Origin of the sequence: Acinetobacter sp. WU_MDCI_Abxb74, assembly GCF_025513915.1 — a bacterium.
Lineage (GTDB): Bacteria > Pseudomonadota > Gammaproteobacteria > Pseudomonadales > Moraxellaceae > Acinetobacter > Acinetobacter calcoaceticus_C.
Genome location: NZ_JAHPRP010000005.1, coordinates 119172 through 136168, shown reverse-complemented (window position 1 = coordinate 136168; position 16997 = coordinate 119172). Strand labels below are relative to the sequence as shown.

Annotated in this window: 15 protein-coding genes; 10 read left to right on the top strand and 5 right to left on the bottom strand. The window is 34.4% G+C overall.

The window, feature by feature from the left end; all coding sequences use genetic code 11:
• Positions 1-844: 844 nt before the first annotated feature.
• Positions 845-1660, top strand: coding sequence for a hypothetical protein (locus tag KTH84_RS10750; protein ID WP_262473102.1), 816 nt, complete (start codon positions 845-847; stop codon positions 1658-1660).
• Position 1661: 1 nt separating this feature from the next.
• Positions 1662-2531, top strand: a complete 870-nt coding sequence (locus KTH84_RS10745) for a hypothetical protein (RefSeq protein WP_262473101.1) — start codon at positions 1662-1664, stop codon at positions 2529-2531.
• A gap of 22 nt (positions 2532-2553) precedes the next feature.
• Here KTH84_RS10745 and hemG read toward each other — a convergent pair whose 3' ends face one another.
• Complete coding sequence (gene hemG / locus KTH84_RS10740) at positions 2554-3108, bottom strand: menaquinone-dependent protoporphyrinogen IX dehydrogenase (RefSeq protein ID WP_133971223.1); 555 nt, start codon at positions 3106-3108, stop codon at positions 2554-2556.
• Between the two features lie 814 nt (positions 3109-3922).
• Here hemG and KTH84_RS10735 point away from each other — a divergent pair.
• From KTH84_RS10735 to KTH84_RS10720, 4 genes are all read left to right on the top strand, one after another.
• A complete protein-coding gene (locus KTH84_RS10735) occupies positions 3923-4135 on the top strand; it encodes a DUF1737 domain-containing protein (RefSeq protein ID WP_133971221.1) in 213 nt (70 codons plus the stop codon).
• A 229-nt stretch (positions 4136-4364) separates the two neighbouring features.
• Positions 4365-6557 (top strand): TonB-dependent receptor, encoded by a 2193-nt coding sequence (locus tag KTH84_RS10730; RefSeq protein ID WP_262473100.1) that lies wholly within the window; start codon positions 4365-4367, stop codon positions 6555-6557.
• 337 nt (positions 6558-6894) lie between these two features.
• Complete coding sequence (locus KTH84_RS10725) at positions 6895-8019, top strand: DUF262 domain-containing protein (RefSeq protein WP_262473099.1); 1125 nt, start codon at positions 6895-6897, stop codon at positions 8017-8019.
• Positions 8020-8027: 8 nt separating this feature from the next.
• Complete coding sequence (locus KTH84_RS10720) at positions 8028-8531, top strand: HEPN domain-containing protein (protein ID WP_262473098.1); 504 nt, start codon at positions 8028-8030, stop codon at positions 8529-8531.
• A 639-nt stretch (positions 8532-9170) separates the two neighbouring features.
• On the opposite strand, the gene pyrE is transcribed toward KTH84_RS10720, so the two are convergent.
• Entirely contained in the window at positions 9171-9821 is a 651-nt protein-coding gene (gene pyrE / locus KTH84_RS10715; RefSeq protein WP_262473097.1) for an orotate phosphoribosyltransferase, read from the bottom strand.
• Between the two features lie 38 nt (positions 9822-9859).
• Between pyrE and KTH84_RS10710 the strand changes: the two genes are divergently transcribed.
• Together KTH84_RS10710 and KTH84_RS10705 are read left to right on the top strand one after the other, a co-directional pair.
• Positions 9860-10684, top strand: a complete 825-nt coding sequence (locus KTH84_RS10710; RefSeq protein WP_042895797.1) for an exodeoxyribonuclease III — start codon at positions 9860-9862, stop codon at positions 10682-10684.
• Between the two features lie 454 nt (positions 10685-11138).
• Positions 11139-11489, top strand: a complete 351-nt coding sequence (locus tag KTH84_RS10705; RefSeq protein WP_133971215.1) for an arsenate reductase — start codon at positions 11139-11141, stop codon at positions 11487-11489.
• A 39-nt stretch (positions 11490-11528) separates the two neighbouring features.
• On the opposite strand, the gene KTH84_RS10700 is transcribed toward KTH84_RS10705, so the two are convergent.
• Positions 11529-11966 carry a DUF2147 domain-containing protein gene (locus tag KTH84_RS10700; protein WP_003654111.1) on the bottom strand — a complete coding sequence of 146 codons (438 nt, stop codon included), beginning with the start codon at positions 11964-11966 and terminating at the stop codon, positions 11529-11531.
• Between the two features lie 151 nt (positions 11967-12117).
• On the opposite strand from KTH84_RS10700, the gene KTH84_RS10695 reads away from it, so the two are divergent.
• Both KTH84_RS10695 and KTH84_RS10690 read left to right on the top strand, forming a co-directional pair.
• Positions 12118-13029 carry an alpha/beta hydrolase gene (locus KTH84_RS10695; RefSeq protein ID WP_133971213.1) on the top strand — a complete coding sequence of 304 codons (912 nt, stop codon included), beginning with the start codon at positions 12118-12120 and terminating at the stop codon, positions 13027-13029.
• Between the two features lie 175 nt (positions 13030-13204).
• On the top strand, positions 13205-14398 hold the full coding sequence (locus KTH84_RS10690; protein ID WP_262473096.1) for a GGDEF domain-containing protein: 1194 nt from the start codon (positions 13205-13207) through the stop codon (positions 14396-14398).
• Here KTH84_RS10690 and dsbD read toward each other — a convergent pair.
• Both dsbD and KTH84_RS10680 read right to left on the bottom strand, forming a co-directional pair.
• Complete coding sequence (dsbD, locus tag KTH84_RS10685) at positions 14393-16213, bottom strand: protein-disulfide reductase DsbD (RefSeq protein ID WP_262473095.1); 1821 nt, start codon at positions 16211-16213, stop codon at positions 14393-14395. The two genes, KTH84_RS10690 and dsbD, sit on opposite strands and share 6 nt — an antisense overlap.
• Positions 16214-16228: 15 nt before the next feature.
• Positions 16229-16996: a transporter gene (locus KTH84_RS10680; RefSeq protein WP_262473094.1), complete on the bottom strand. Its 768-nt coding sequence runs from the start codon at positions 16994-16996 to the stop codon at positions 16229-16231.
• Position 16997 lies beyond the last annotated feature (1 nt).

Here is a 16997-nt window from a genome sequence, read left to right as displayed (position 1 = left end):
ACAGAACTAACAATTTCAGCGAACTAATTCATCACAATATATAACTCATAGCCATATATAAAATGGATAGTACCAATTGATACATATTGATCAAATAAATCACGCCTTGATAACAAGGTAAGCTTTTAAACAAATGACTTTATATTGTTTTAATTATAAGAAAAATACTTTGAAATTATTAAATTGAAAATACTCATACCACATAGTAATAAAGGTAATGTCTGAAACACTCAGTTGAACCATTCCCACTCTTAAAAAGTGATAGTTTGGTATGACAACTCTACTGATGACTCTAACCACTATATTTTCAAGTCAAATTCTTATCCACGATTCAGATAATTTAAAAATACATTATCTATTAAGCTAAATTTAAAAATACATAATGGCTTTTCATTTTATATAAAATAATTAATAAAAATATACTTTTATTAATTAAACTTATTATTTATATAAAAACCACTATCTCATAGTATTATTAAAATTAATTTAAAAGGTGTTTAGAATAAATTAAATAAAACAACTTACTCTTAAATTAATCTTATTATTTTAATAAAAAAATATAAAAAAATTAATTTTAATATTTACTATTTCAAATTCTTTAATATATATTGTGGTCTCAACCCTATATTACAGAGGATTTTAAAATGCGTATTGATGATTGTTTAGTAAACCTAGAACAAAATGTGTGTGATGGAAATGGTCAGTTAGCACTGATATGGTGGTTTATCTAATTTTTAGTTAGATAAAGAATTAGGGGTGATTAGAGTTTTTAATTCCATCACCCCTAATTACTTATTATAAATTCTTTCCAATTTAAAAATTAATATTATCAAATAAGTTTAAAATGAATAAACAGTTTAATTTTAATAAAGTTTTTAATCACATAGAATCTGTTTTTAGTAAAAATTCTATTAATCTAGATAAATTTAACACATATTTATCACCCAAAGTTTATCAAACCATAGGTGAGTATTTATTAGAATTATTAGAAAGAAAACACGATTTTGTTCCTTCATTTAACCCAGCAATATCATCTCGCACAACATTACTTCAAACACAATCAATTCATTTAGAATTAGAAATTTTACCTGCAAATATTCCACCGAGGAATTTCATATCCCCTAACGGCAGTAAACAAGCTATTGGCGTATTGATCGGTAGTGCTAAAATACAAATATTTTCAAAAAAAAATAATAAAAAAGAAATAATCGAAATTTCAAAAGAAATCATATCTAGTGGACAATCCACTTTAATAGATCATGAACTGGTGGTCATAGAAAATAATTCTACCGTCTCAACTTATCTTTTATATTTAACTGATAATACAAATGTGACTAATGAATCAATAAGAGAAGTTTATTCTATAAATACTGGAAAATTTAGCCATATAGTATCAAATAGTCTTGCATCATCACGTTTAGAACTTATGTTGTTTACTATGGGACATATGAATTATAAAGCTTGTTCAGATGTAGCAGAACATTTAGCTTTTAATCATAGTGATTACTTTATTAGATGGGAAGCTACAAGAACTTTCTGTAAAGTAAACCCTGATCAAGCAGAAATATTCCTTTCAAGAGTTTTAGCAGAAGAACAACATCCTCATGTTATTAATGCTATTAATCAAAGTTTATTTTTAATCCAAAATAGGAATAAATAAAATGAATAAAGATAAAATCTCTTTAGATGAATTTATTGATTATATTAAAAAAAATATAGACTTAGATGATCTAAATTCTATTAACTCTGCTGCTCCAATGTTGATAAAATTAAGTAACGATAAAGACTTATTACCTAAAGCTGTATGTGAAGAATTAAGGTACTCAAATAAACCTTTTCAAGAAAATAATCCTTATCAAGCTAGTGGTTATGTTCTTTATAAAGATGAAGATTTTGTAATAAGGGCAGTTTGCTGGATTTCAGATAAAGAAAGAAAATTTGTAAATGTAGATGTTGATCGAGGTCTACTAATTTATTCTATAGCACATGATCATGATTTCAGTTTCTTAACAGTTGGTCATTATGGCTCAGGTTACTATACAGAAACTTATGAATATGATTATGATTCAGTTATAGGTAAAACTGGAGAAAGTATTGAAATGAAAAAGATCTCTTTCAATCAATTAAAACTAGGCCAAACCTATCTCTTCCGTGCAGGTAAAGAAATACATCAACAACGTTCTCCAGATGATTTTTCTATTAGCCTAAATTTGATTGTGCGAAAACGAGGTCAACAGCGATTTAATGACCAATATGCTTTTGATTTAACCAATAAGAAAATCATAAGACCTTTGGAAAACGATACATTCAAAAGAGCCCAAACTGTACATCTTATAGCTGATTTACTCGGTTCTAAATGCTTAGACAGTTTTTGGAAATTAAAAGATTCCCATAGTTGTAGAAGAACACGTATTGAAATAATGAAGGAACTAACTAAATTTAACCCGACTTTACGTAATGAAATTTGGGAAAAGGCAAAGCTAAGTTCTGATACCATACTTTCTAATGCAGCGTACGAAGCTCTAAAATAATATCTTTAGTAGTCAAATGAATTTACTGACTATCAAAATTATTTTGATATTTAAAAATATCAACTATTTTGATAGCGAATAAGGAAACTTTATTCCAATCTGTAAACTCAAATGTCTTAGATAAATTTGTAGGTCCATTGGTTAGATACATTATAAATTTTATCATGTATCTATCAATAATATTATATTTAGGATAATTAATAGCTCCTGAAAAAACACCAACAATATCAGGTTTCCAATTTGTCTTTTCTTTAAATTTTTTAAAATAATTATCTAATTCTGGTATATCTCTACCTTTTTTTCTAGCTGTTGCACTGACTGAAAAGAAACCATTATTTATTGATTCTAACTCTTGCAAGTTATTTTCAATAAATTTATAAAGAGATTGACTATATTTTCCATAACGAATACTAGCACCTATAAGAATGAAATCATATTTAATATCTATTTTAGAGTAATCATCTATAGAAAAAACAGAAATTTTAAAACCATAACCAAGCAATATATCTTTTATATAGTTGCTTATTTTTAATGTTTGACCATCTGTAGTTGAAAACAATATAAGAATATTTTTCATTTACAATAAAATCCTTCAATATATTAATAAATTAAAATTGATTAATTCTATATAATATCTTAAAATTAATCCAATAACATTTACAACTAAAACCATTTTTAGACATATGAAAAGCTACAAATATCTATATCATATATACGATTTTCTATTAGCGATTTATTTTTGTAAGATCAAAAATAAATTTGGATCGAATAAAAATAAATTACTATTCACAATTAACTCAAATACTTTTTCACCTAAGGATCCATAATTCAAATCATAGGATTATTTTGATGTACTAATTGATATTTACATAAATTCTCTATTTCATCAGGTTGTTTTAAGTAATATTCATCTGATCAAAAAATTCAACAGAATCCATGCTCTTTCAGTTTTCTTTTTAAATCTTGACTGATACAACAACTATCCATTAATACTTTGTTTATAAAAATTTGACTCATTGTTCAATCACTCTAATATAGGAAATGTATAATTTAGAACCATAAAACTATCTCAATGGCTTTTATCAAGGAATACAATATGGGCTATTGATTTACAAGGTAAACTTTTAAATAAACGAATTTGTTATTATTTTAACTGTGAGAAAAATGTTTTGAAATTATTAAATTCGAAACACTTTTATAAGATAGCAATAAAGCTAATTTGTGAAACACTCAGTTGAACTATTTTCATTCTTAAAAGATGTCAATTTGGTGTGGTAACTCTACTGATGACTCCAGCGCTTATATTTTTTAATTCAATTCCTTATTCGCGATTACACTAAGGTAAATTCAGTTAAACTATGACCATAAAATATTAATTTTTAGGCTTGATGATGAAACTTTATCGCTATTTAACCGGACCAGATGACTCTGCTTTTTGTACACGAGTAACTAAAGCATTGAATCACGGCTGGGAATTATATGAAGCACCCAGCATGACCTTTAATGGCACACATGTGATTGTTGGACAAGCAATTTGTAAAACGATTGATGAGAATTATGATCCAGAAATGGATATTTTAGATATTCTCAAAAATAATGCTTAACTCTAAGAGGTGCTTTTCTCTATAAAAAGCACCCTTTTTAGACTCAATTAACAAGAAAAACTAATAAGTTGATTCTACCAGTTCTTTTAATTTACTCATTACACTACTAAAATTCAGTTATTAAAAAATAAATATGTCATTTTTTAAGGTAATAGTTCTTTTATTCTAAACAATTAAATGATTATAATTATCATTTATACTTTTATTTTTGTTAACTGACTTTATCTTTATGTTAAGAATTTCTATATCATCTCCCCCAATTAAGCGTCTTTTCCCGCTCAGCTTACTCAGTTTAATGATCTTGAATATCCAAGGTGTATACGCTGAAGACTCTAGTAACTCATCCTCGAAAGTTGCAGCGACCATGCCTACCATAAAAATTGAGGCCATGAGTGAACTCGACCCAATCAAAAGCTATATCGATTATGACAAAGCCAATGTCACACGTAATGGTTTAGATAAAAAAGATATTCCTCAAACCATTGATACCATTGATGTTCAGAAGTACAAAGTTTATGGATCAAATGATCTAAGCGTTATGCTGCAAGGTACCCCTGGCGTATCTACCAATTACGATATGCGCGGTGATGGCATTACCATTCGTGGTTTTGGAGCGGACGCAGGCGATATTTACCGTGATGGTATACGTGAAAGTGGTCAAGTACGCCGTAGTACTGCCAATATTGAGCGTATTGAAATTTTAAAAGGCCCCGCTTCTGTTTTATATGGTCGTAGTGCTGGTGGCGGGGTTGTAAATATGGTGAGTAAATTCGCCAATTTCGACTCTAAAAGTTCAGTTGGCGCTTATGCAGGTTCATACGACAACTATGGAACAACTGTTGACATCAACCAAGTCATTAATGACAATTTAGCAGTACGTCTTACCGGAGAATATGGTGAGTCCAACAGTTTTCGTTCTGGTATTGAAAATAAAATTGAGATGTTTTCACCAAGTTTTACTTATAAAAATGACGATGGAACACTCACTTGGACCACACAATATACCTATGACAAATTAGGTCGTGTACCTGATCGCGGACCATCACGTGACATTCTGCCTGCGGGAACTTCGATCAAAACAGGATTTGCCCAAGACGGAGATTATGTTGATGATATTTTGCAAGTGGTCCGTACCGATGTGAATTATCAATATGCACCTGACTGGAACTTTCACTGGGCAGCGAGTTACCGACAAGCAGAACAGAACTTTGATCATTTTTACTTTGGAACTTATTGTGGCCTCGATGGAAATGACTTGAAAGGCAAAGAATGTAACACCAAAAAAGGTTATATCAATCAGAATTACTACTGGCAGCAAACCAGCAATAAAACCACCACCAATACCTTTGATATTAAAGGCAGGTTCAAAACCGGCCAGCTTGAACATCAAATCATGATGGGTACAGACTGGACCTATGAACAACGAGAACCACGTCTAGCCAATAAGACTCAAAATGGTTCAGCCATTTATGGTTACGTCAATCCATTCACAGGTGAAAGAGAATCAAGTCATGGCAATGGCCCATTAAAGATTAGTCAGCATAACTATAATGAAGGCACAACTTACGGGGTATTTATTCAAGATTTAATTGGTCTAAACGACCAACTTAAACTCATGTTAGGCTTACGTTATGATTACTTCGACTTTTCGACTACCAACAAGCTAACTAATGAACGCCGTAATGTAAAAGATGGCAGCTTTAGTCCAAATGTTGGCTTGGTATGGCAACCGCTTCCTGAACATAGTTTTTACACCTCTTACTCTAAAAGCTTTGCACCATTTGGCGGACAAATGGGTGTTAACCAAGTCACTGGAAGCACCGATGTCACAAAAATGGATAAAGAGCCTCAATATAACGAGCAATATGAAGTCGGGGTAAAAAGCGAATGGTTAGATAATCGGTTAAATACTCAATTTTCTGTTTTTGATATTCGTAAAAATAATATCCGCTATAAACCAAATCCTAATGAACAACCAAATGTATGGGCAACTGCTGGTCAGCATCAATCTCGTGGTCTTGAATTTAGTTTTATTGGTCGCGTACTTGATAATGTCTTTGTTCGCGGTGGTTATGGTTACACGGATGCTAAAGTTAAAAAAGACAAACAAAAGCCTGAGCAAGAAGGCAACTATTTAGCAAATACATCGAAAAATACGGGCAATTTATTTGTTCGCTATTTACCAACTGAACAGTGGTATACCGAAATGGGTGTAACCTATGTGGGGTCTTATTATCCGAACATTAATAATGCAGTAAAAATGGAAGGCTTTAATCGCGTCGACGCAGCAATTGGTTATAGTGCTGACCCTTGGAATGTCACACTTGCAGTGAATAATCTAACCAATAAAGAGTATTGGCGCTCAGACAGCATGCCAGGCACACCACGTAATGTGTTATTGCGTTTGAATTATCAGTTTTAAGTAAATATTAAAAAGGCATACCCCTATTTCGAGGTATGCCTTTTTCTTTTTTAGATACCCTATTTTTCGCGATAAGCTTGCATATTTGCTAGCGCTTCTGTTTCGCCTTTGGTGATGACTGAACAAGGTCAACAAGACAAGTTGAGCATGGCCTTGAAGTGTAAGAAGTGGGATTTAAAAGATTTCGAATAGATCGCTTTATTGGCAAGAAGTGAAAAAATCCAGTTAAGGATTGCGAGTGGTATTTTATGTTAAATACAGCTAATTTAATAATTATCAAGAAAACGATTACTAAAGTACTTATAATAATTAAATTATAAAGTTACAGAGAATAGGCATGACTGAAGACCAATATGAAGATTTTAGAATTCCGGAAATTAAGAAACAACAAATTGCCGAAGAGTTGATAGATGAGCAGTTAGTAGATGAAGATTGTGATGATGAGATTCCAGATATCCATTTTGATTTATCAGTAACTCCATCAGATCCAACATTAGAACTATTAGCGATGAAATTGGATTCAGAAGATCTAATAGTACCTTTCTATCAAAGAAAATTTGTTTGGAAAATTGAGCAAGCATCACGTTTGATCGAATCTTTTCTAATTGGTTTACCTGTACCCCAAGTATTTTTCTATGTAAATGATGAAGGAACATTAGAGATCATTGATGGACAACAACGAATCATGTCTATCAAATATTTTTTAGAAGGGTATTTTGGTGAGGAAGATGTTCAAGGAAAAAGAAAGGTTTTTGCATTAAAGGGGCTTTCTGATACATATTCTTATAATGGGAAAACCTTCAAAGATTTAGATAAAAAAGATCAAAGGAAGCTAAAAAACGCTACATTAAGAGCTATCAATATTAGACAATTAGCCCCTAGTACGAGTAATGATTGTGTTTTCCACATTTTTCAAAGATTAAATACTGGTGGAACACAGCTTAAACCTCAAGAAATTAGAAATGCTGTTTATAGAGGAAATATTGTTAAAGAATTACAAATACTAAATGAAAATCAACATTGGTTAAATATTCTTGGTTTTAAATTGCCACATAAAAATCAAAGAGATGTTGAATTAATTCTACGATTATTTGGGCTTTATCAAGATTGGGCTGACTATGAAAAACCAATGATTGGTTTTTTAAATAGAACAATGTATTCAAATAGAGAATTTGGCTCTGAGAAAGCAAGAACTTTTAAAGAAAAATTCCCTAAAGTTTGTGAAGCTATTTATAAGAATATTGATAAACCATTTAGACCTAAAGGGGTAATTAATACTGCAATGTTGGACTCTATCTTTACAGCTCTTTTACAAGTAGATGAGATTGATGCGGAAAGATTAGTAGAAAATTACAATAAATTAATTAAGGATGATGCATTTTTAGCGAATACTTTTGGTCCAACAGCTGATAATTCTGTATTGAAAAATAGAATACAGCTAGCTATTCAGTACTTGAACTAAGGTGTGAAATGAATTTTTCAGATCTTAAAAATGAGCTTTCTTATATTGATCATCTAGTTAAAGAACTAAATAGAGTTGCTCCTGCATCTAATACTGAAAATGACGTACTTAGAGGTGAGCTTTCAGGGTTATTATTGGTTGCTATATGTGCAGTTTACGAGAATGTCATAAAAAAAATTATGATTGAATATGCGGACTCTGTGCATGGTGATTTTTCACATTATATTGAGAAAAATTACAAAAAACTGAACAGTAAAATTTCCAAAGATGATCTTTGTAAGTATTTGAAATTATTTTCAAATACTAAAGCGACAAAATTTACAAATGAAATGTTAGCTGTACAAACTAGGCTAGGAGGAGTTCATCCAAATGAAAAGTATAGTTCCTTGCTAGATTGGAGGCATGCATATGCGCATTCTAAAGCACCTCAAACAACTATCGAAGAAGCGTATAAGCATCACAGGTATTCAAAGTATATTATTTATGCGTTTAATAAAGCTATAAATAGTTAGTCTGATTCTGCTAGAAGTAAAAGAAATTAGTCTTTATATATTTGACATCGTCTGTCAAATATATAAGGAAAAAACGCGTTCTCTAAATCGATCAGCATTACACTCTGCTGAATTGGCAATAGGATAGTACCGCGTAGACTTAGAAAATTAGTCTGGAACAATCAATATTACTTATATGTACAACAATTGGACACTAATTACAAGTTAGCTCCATCGAGTAATTTTATAGGATATTAATGCCTTTTACTATTTGAAAAATCAGCAATTAGTGAAATATTCCATACAGGATATTGGAAGTTTAAGTGTGTTACTGCTATTGAAATTTTAGATGATTTACGTAGAAGTCTCAATAATCTTGTCGTTAATACTAATTAGATAAAAGTCTGCTAAAAGTTTGAATTCAATCTTTTAGCGTTTCTAAAATTAACATAATACGCCCATACAAAACCCTTAAAAATTTAATTTATAAATCAATATTTTACTCAAAACCGTTCCAATATTCAGTATATTGGAGCAGTTTTCCTCGTGATCCTTCAAACACTATTTAACCGACACATTACTAGTGCCATTAAATCAACTCAATAATTTGATTAAATTATAAAAAAAGGAAGCAGAAGCTTCCTTTTTCATACCTAATTCTTAAATACCGTATTTCTCACGATAAGCTTGCATATTTGCTAAAGACTCTTTCTCGCCTTTTGCATCCAAATAATCCATTAAATCTTTCATAGTAATCAGTGCATGCACAGGAATTTCTAACTCTTTTTGAACTTCTTGAATTGCAGAAAGCTCACCTTGACCACACTCTTGGCGGTCTAGTGCAACCAATACGCCAGCAATGATTGCGCCCGCATTTTTTAAAATCGTTACAACTTCACGAATGGCTGTACCTGCGGTAATGACGTCATCAATAATCCAGACTTTTTTACCTTCAACCGCAGCACCAACTAAAACGCCGCCCTCACCATGATCTTTAGCTTCTTTACGATTAAAGCCCCATGGCACACTTTTGTTATGTACTTGCGACAAGGCAACAGCAGTTGCTGCCACAAATGGAATTCCCTTGTAAGCAGGGCCAAAAATAACATCAACATTTTCACATTGTATTAATTTGTCGGCATAGCCTTGTGCTAAAAGAGATAAAGCTTCACCATCATTAAGTAGGCCTGCATTAAAAAAATAAGGACTCACACGTCCAGATTTTAAAGTAAACTCACCAAATTTAAGCACACCGCGTGATAATGCGAGTTCGATAAATGCTTGCGGGTTAAATGACACAGGCGTTGTCATGAGGTGCTCCAAATTCACAATTGAGGTTAAATTTTCGCATGATACCAAAGGATCAGTATCCAAGTGATGTAAAAATTCTTCGAGTCGTTTCCATTAACGTAAATGGCTTGCGTTCTTCGGTGACGAAAGGCTTACTTGAATGGTTAGAACAATCAGATGCCGATGTCGTATGCATGCAGGAAAGCCGCATTACCCATGAACAATGGACTGAAAAATTTAGACCCGAAGGGTGGCATACCCATCTATTTCCAGCAGAGCGTGCAGGTTATGCAGGAACTGCCATATATAGCCGCTTACCCTTTGTCTCTGTTAAAGACGGTTTAGGGTTTGAACTGGCTGACAGTCAAGGTCGCTTTATTTCTGCTGAATTTGATCTAGGTTTGTCACATCCGGTACATATTGCGTCATTATACTTACCTTCAGGCTCAAGTGGTGAAGAAGCGCAAGCCCGTAAAGATTTATTTTTAGGTGAATACGCGAAAATCTTAAAACAATGGCGTGATGAAAATAAGTCAGTCATCATTTGTGGTGACTACAACATTGTTCATAAACGGATTGATATTAAAAATTGGTCGGGTAACCAAAAATCATCTGGCTGTTTGCCGCATGAACGCGCATGGCTTGATCATATTTATGATGAACTTGGTTATGTTGACACATTCCGCGTTGTTCGAGCAGAAGCAGAACTTTATTCATGGTGGTCAAATCGCGGTCAAGCTCGTGCAAAAAATGTTGGGTGGCGTATTGACTATCAAGCCTGTTCACCAGACTGGCAAGCACGTACAGTTAATGCATGGGTCTATAAAGATCAATGGTTTAGTGACCATGCACCAGTTATTATTGACTATAAAATTCAAGATTAAGTGAACAACTGTTCACTTAACTTGTCGTTTTCGCTTACAGCATCTGTCGTTTTTGAGTATTTTTCTTACACAGCTTTAACGGCATTATAGCTGCACGGCACAGGGAAGCAGTCAGGATGACGCAAAAGGATAGGACGCCGTAGGAAGATAAAATAAACTTATGATAAGTTTATTTGCAAGGATGTGACATTGGACGTTGAAATGAGACCCGCATGATCAGGATGATTAAATGCGGGTTTTCTCTTTTCAATCTCTTATTTTTTGCGCTAAGTTCTTTTAGTTTTAACTTCTTCTTATTAAGCCCATTATCGCTTTGTCTTATGACAATAACATGACATTTCTCTTTCGATTAATCATAATTTTTCATTTGTTTTAAAAGTATCTGTATAAAGTAGTGCTCAAATGCTTTTTGGGTTAGGCTGTGTGCTCTCTCTTTTTGACATGGTCCGATAAAATGTTAAAAATTTATGGAATCAAAAACTGTAATTCAATGAAAAAAGCATTTGATGCTTTACAAGCCAAAGGGCTTAACTATGATTTTCATGATTATAAAAAACAAGGGATCGATGCAGATACTCTAAAAATCTGGTTAAAAGAAATTGGGCAAGATACGGTTTTAAACAAAAAAGGAACCACTTGGCGCAAGTTATCAGAAGAAGAACAAACGCGTGCGTTAAGCAGTGAAGACCATCTTATTGAAGCACTTATTGCTCAACCAAGTTTAATTAAAAGACCCGTTTTACAAACCTCCCAAGGTTTTATCGTCGGTTTTGATGAAACAACCTATCAAAATATCCAAGCATAAAAAAACGAGCCATTTGGCTCGTTTTTTTTATTAAAACTTTTAGTTAGCGCGAATCCACGTTTGGTTACGACCAAGGGCAGAAACGCCAATATAGCCACGCAATTTAAGCTTCTTACCGCCGTCTGTTAACTCACCTTTTAATTTGTAAGTTTTGCCAGATTTAGGATCTAAAATCGTACCGTTTTCATAACTGTTGCCACCTACATTTTTTAAATTATGTACAATGGTGACGCCTTTTAGCGGTTTATTTTTGTACGGACCTTCACATTTTGTACAAGCGTTTTCTTCGCCTGGTGTCAAAATGTTTTGAATAGTAGCAGTTAAGGTTCCATCCTTCTGTTCCGTAAATTTAACTACGGCTTTTGGCTTATTGGTCTGATCATCAATTGTTTTCCATACCGTTCCATTGAGTGTATCAGCCGCATTGGCAAATGCAGCCATACCAATGAGTCCTAAAGCTAAAGCAATCTTTTTCATTTTTGTAATATCCTTGGGTCTTTCAAGATTTTAGTATTCAGAAGTCGCAAAGATATTGCAATTTTTGAATGTGACTGTTTCGTGTAACCTTGTAATCTTGCAAAATAAAATTTACAAGAAAACAAGAAACTAGCATAAAAATGGATGCTCTATGAATATATCAAATGTTTGGAAATATTACTTTACAGAAACTTTTCTTAAAACAACAATTCGCAAGCCAAGTCAGCTAAATTTACCGCCTACTGCCTTACGTCCTGTTTTAGACCAAATGTGTCGTGCTTTTCCACGACAAAAAAATGTCTCTGTTCGCCCAATTCGGCTAGCAGGCATTAAAGGTGAAGAAATCAAACCACAAGATCATGCTACTCAGCTGATTTTTCACATTCACGGCGGTGCTTTTTTTCTTGGTAGTGTCAAAACACACCATGCTTTTATGACAGATTTGGCCGCTCGCACCCAAATGCAGGTTATTCATGTAGATTATCCGCTTGCGCCTGAACACCCGTACCCTGAGGCAACTGAAGCTCTATATGACATCTATCAATCTTTAGTAGTACAAGGCGTTCAGCCAAAAGATATTATTTTATCGGGTGATTCATGCGGAGCAAATTTAGCACTGGCGCTTTGCTTACGCTTAAAAGAACAACCTGAAATCATGCCAAGTGGTCTGATTTTATTATCTCCATTTCTGGATTTAACGCTAACCAGCGAGTCTCTTAGATATAACCAGAAACATGATGCCCTGCTTTCGCTTGAAGCCCTGCAAACAGGGATCCAACATTATATTGGTAATCAAATTGCAGCTGACGACCCACGTGTTTCACCTATTTTCGATGACTTGCATGGCCTACCGCCGACTTTGATTCAAGTAGGTTCTAAAGAAATATTATTAGATGATGCCAAGCGCTTTAGAGAAAAAGCCGAAGATGCAGGTGTTAAAGTTCAATTCAAACTTTATACAGGTATGTGGCATAACTTCCAGATGTTCAATGCATGGTTTGATGAGGCTAAACAAGCATTGGCAGATATTGCTGAATTTGCCCATGAGCTCGATAAAAATTAATTTATCTATAAATGATGTGAATAGTCCCGCAAACTTTTCACATCATTATCTTTATAAAAAAGTCATCATGTATAAATTGAAAATCATGTTATGTTTAAAATATAAATTATTTAAACAATCCAATTTTAGGATGGTCCAACAAAGAGGCATCTATATTTAGGAGCCCTTACTTATTATGAAAAGTCGTTTAATCACTCGTCCAATACATAGAATAAAACAGGTGATAATCGATTTCATCCACCATAATCACATCATCAACTGGACACCATTACAAAAAAGCGCACTCATGCTCACACTTGCTTGTGCAATGAATTTTAGTTGGATCTTGTGGAAAGCTTATATTTTAATTACTCCAGATATCTGGCAATGGGCAAATTTACCTTTAGTTGAGTCGCAAATCCGGCTCAATCTATTCACCTTATTTTTATTAGTTTTACTGATTATTTCCTGCTATTGCTATAAAAATGATGAATGGGCTCAAAGAATTATTCCTTTCATTAGTGTGCAGTTTTTTGCACTCATGCTATGCCACGATGGATATTTAATTGGAAGTATTAGTCCCGCCACTATGGTCGGTTATGTCGGTACCATTGGTGTAGGACTCGTGTTATTTGACCGAAAAATTGTTTATAGCGCTCTCGTACCTGCAACGATTATTTTAACGGTATGTACGTATTTAAGTATGAGAGGCACTTTATCTTATGCGCCGTTATTTAATCTTATTGCTATGCAACGTGCTCAAACCAATCCTTTTTGGCTGGGAAGTATGGCATTTTTTATTATGCCGATTTTATTGGCCTGTTTTGTTTTATTTGAAATATTATTGACCCAATGGCGCCAGCGCGAAACTTATATTCAACGTTTAAGTCAACTTGACCCATTAACCAATGTATTAAACAGACGCAGTTTAAATACGCATTTAGAGTCACTACACCAACAGCAATTTGATTATGCGGTGGTACTTCTGGATATTGATCATTTTAAAAAAATTAATGATATTTATGGGCATCACCAAGGCGATCAGGTTTTAATTGAAATCGCTCAATGTCTGTCAAAAAACTTGCGTAATGAAGATATTATTGGCAGGTTTGGTGGAGAAGAATTTATTTTATTATTGCCCCATACCGATATTATTCAAGCAGAAAAAATTGCTGAGCGTTGCCGTCACGCTTTAGAAGAACTGCCAGTTTTTAGTGCTCAAAATAATCCCATTCATATTAGTGCAAGTTTTGGAATAAGTAGTTCAGCTTTTGCACAAGACCCTTATCTTGTTATCCGACAGGCAGACCAAGCCCTCTACGCGGTAAAAGCTTCGGGACGTAATCAGGTGCGCACATTTCATCAGATCGAAGCTATTAATACCTTATGATTCTTTTAGTTTCGCCAAGTTCGCGAGTTGCTGCAAAAGCTCTTGCTGACTAAAGGCACCAGTTAAACGCAAAGCACGAATTTCTTTTTGCTCTGGGTTTAAAAATAGATACGTTGGTGGCCCTAAAATATTCCATTGTTTGAGTAGAGCTTCATGCGACTGATCATAATGGCTCAAATCAAGCTTAATTAAATAATATGGCGCAAGAGCAGATTGAACCTCGGGTGCTTTTAAAATACGGTGCTCAATCGGTTGGCAAGCAACACACCAGTCTGCATAGACATCAATCACAATGGCCCGATCAGCAGGTGCTGCTGCTAAAATCTTTTGGAAATCTGCCGCGCTAGCCGCAACATGCCACTCGGCCATGTGGTCAGAACTTTGCAAATTTCGATTTTGAATATGTTGATATTGGTTATAGGCTACAAAAGGTGTAACGACTAACAATAAGATGGCGTAGAGCCATTGTAGCTGTCCCTTTTTCCAGAAAAGCTGATAAAGCGAATAGACAATAAAAGCGAGTCCTAATACGAGACTAAGTACTTGCATGCCCCAATCTGGCAATAAAGGACGAATAAAGTAGAGGCTTAAGCCCAACATCAGAAAAGCAAAAATTACTTTAATCTGATGCATCCAATCGCCCGCTTTAGGTAAGAATTTTGCACCTAAAATACTTGCCAGTAACAACGGAATTCCCATTCCAAAACCTAGACAGAATAAAAGCAAAGCGCCTTGCCATTGGTTTTGTGTTTGAGAAATAAATAATAAAGTTCCAGCGAGTGGTGCAGTCATACAAGGACCCACCAAGAGCGCAGAAACCACACCCATGACACCAGCACCGATCAAGGTACCGCCTTGTTGCATGGACTGAATGCGGTCAAGTCGGTTTAACCATGTTTGTGGCAAACGAAGCTCAAACAAGCCAAATAGATTCAGAGCAAATACGATAAACAACAAACTAAAAGCAATTAAAGTAGCAGGCTGTTGTAGCCAGCGTTGGAAATTCAAGCCTGCTGAAGAAGCAATTAAACCTAAACCTGCATAAACCAATGCCATGCTACAGACAAAAGTAAGTGCAATAGCCCAAGCTTTTAAGCCTTTATGCTCTCGAATAATTAACGAAGTTAAAATAGGAAGCATCGGTAAAGAACATGGCGTAAATGCGAGCAGCATGCCTAAACCTAGAAATAATAAAATCCCATACCAAAGTGAGTGTTCAATTAACTTCGCTGACCAGATCTGATCTTGTGCAATTTGTGGTGTAGTTGTATCAACAGCCGTCTGTGTACTCTGCTCTTTTTCTAAAGTTCCTGAAGAAGCGTCTGTTTGTGTATTTGCTAAATCCAGCAAACGTTTTGGTGCTGTTCCAGCTTGGTTTTGTACACCAACTAAACCATCTGCATCAGTTTGAAACTCAATGGTTTGTGGTGGGTAACAAATCCGATCTTTGGCACAGCCCTGCCAAGTCACACTATAGTGTTCAGAAGGTTTCGTCTTAATTTGGAAATTAACTTGATTGTAGTAAACCTGACTTTGCCCATAATTTTCATCATATTGAGCAACAGCTTTAGGTAACTTTAAAGCTAAAGGTTGAGTACCTTGTTGTACGGTAAATTTATGCTGATATAGATAGTAATTTGGCTGAATCTGCCAAGATAAATTCGCAGTATGCGACTCAGAAGATTCAACCGAAAATGAAAAAGCTTGTTCAGGTGACAATAACTTGTCCTGCGCAAAGATAAATTGGCTAAGTACAAGCGAAACAATTGCCAGAAAATAAATGATTCCTTGCTGAATAAACTTTTTCATTAACATCTAATCAATCGTTCTTTAAAACAAGAACGATACGCCTAAGCCACCGTTATAACTCTTATCTTGCCCGTTTAAATCTACCCCTACACTTGCATCAAGCTGAGTACGATTATTTACCGCATAAACCAGACCTGTACCTAGACCATATTCATAGTCTTGGCTTTCAGCTTTACGGTAAATGAACTCGGAATAACCTGAGAGCTTACCTGCGATTTTATAGTCAATAGTTGGTACAGCTGTAACTGCCCAATCACTATTTTGCACTTCATAGCGCATGGTAATTGAAGTACCTACTAAATCACTATATTGGTAAGCTACCGCAGAGGTAAGACTATAAATGTCGTCATGTGCCGTAAACTCATCATTTCCAGTTGCAATGATCGCCTCAGCCAACACTGCCATAGACAGTCTGTCATCTTTTAAATCAATCGCTTTTTTTAAACCGATGCTTACGTCACCAAAGCCCGAAGTATCATTTTTTTTGCCAGCACGTTTAGTCTGAGTCCAGGCTGGACCCTGCCATCCTAACTGTAATTCTAAGTCACGACCTAAACCTGTACGGAACAACATGTCCTGATTTAAGGTTACAGTCTTTTCTTTAACACCATCAACAGTTGCTTCAGTATAGGTTACGCTTGGTAAACCTTGCTCCCAAGCCAAATTACCTACAGGGGTAATTCCCGTCCCCATTCCTGCCCCTGGGCGGTCAAACGAGAACTCTGCTGCGAAGGTACTTCCGGCAGCAACAGTTGTAAGAGCAAAAGTTAAAATTTGAACTATTTTCATT

Excerpts from the sequence above, each read along its gene's own strand:
- KTH84_RS10750 (WP_262473102.1), top strand. The coding sequence starts at position 845 with ATGAATAAACAGTTTAATTTTAATAAAGTTTTTAATCACATAGAATCT.
- KTH84_RS10745 (WP_262473101.1), top strand. The coding sequence starts at position 1,662 with ATGAATAAAGATAAAATCTCTTTAGATGAATTTATTGATTATATTAAA.
- hemG (WP_133971223.1), bottom strand. The coding sequence starts at position 3,108 with ATGAAAAATATTCTTATATTGTTTTCAACTACAGATGGTCAAACATTA.
- KTH84_RS10735 (WP_133971221.1), top strand. The coding sequence starts at position 3,923 with ATGAAACTTTATCGCTATTTAACCGGACCAGATGACTCTGCTTTTTGT.
- KTH84_RS10730 (WP_262473100.1), top strand. The coding sequence starts at position 4,365 with ATGTTAAGAATTTCTATATCATCTCCCCCAATTAAGCGTCTTTTCCCG.
- KTH84_RS10725 (WP_262473099.1), top strand. The coding sequence starts at position 6,895 with ATGACTGAAGACCAATATGAAGATTTTAGAATTCCGGAAATTAAGAAA.
- KTH84_RS10720 (WP_262473098.1), top strand. The coding sequence starts at position 8,028 with ATGAATTTTTCAGATCTTAAAAATGAGCTTTCTTATATTGATCATCTA.
- pyrE (WP_262473097.1), bottom strand. The coding sequence starts at position 9,821 with ATGACAACGCCTGTGTCATTTAACCCGCAAGCATTTATCGAACTCGCA.
- KTH84_RS10710 (WP_042895797.1), top strand. The coding sequence starts at position 9,860 with ATGATACCAAAGGATCAGTATCCAAGTGATGTAAAAATTCTTCGAGTC.
- KTH84_RS10705 (WP_133971215.1), top strand. The coding sequence starts at position 11,139 with ATGTTAAAAATTTATGGAATCAAAAACTGTAATTCAATGAAAAAAGCA.
- KTH84_RS10700 (WP_003654111.1), bottom strand. The coding sequence starts at position 11,966 with ATGAAAAAGATTGCTTTAGCTTTAGGACTCATTGGTATGGCTGCATTT.
- KTH84_RS10695 (WP_133971213.1), top strand. The coding sequence starts at position 12,118 with ATGAATATATCAAATGTTTGGAAATATTACTTTACAGAAACTTTTCTT.
- KTH84_RS10690 (WP_262473096.1), top strand. The coding sequence starts at position 13,205 with ATGAAAAGTCGTTTAATCACTCGTCCAATACATAGAATAAAACAGGTG.
- dsbD (WP_262473095.1), bottom strand. The coding sequence starts at position 16,213 with ATGTTAATGAAAAAGTTTATTCAGCAAGGAATCATTTATTTTCTGGCA.
- KTH84_RS10680 (WP_262473094.1), bottom strand. The coding sequence starts at position 16,996 with ATGAAAATAGTTCAAATTTTAACTTTTGCTCTTACAACTGTTGCTGCC.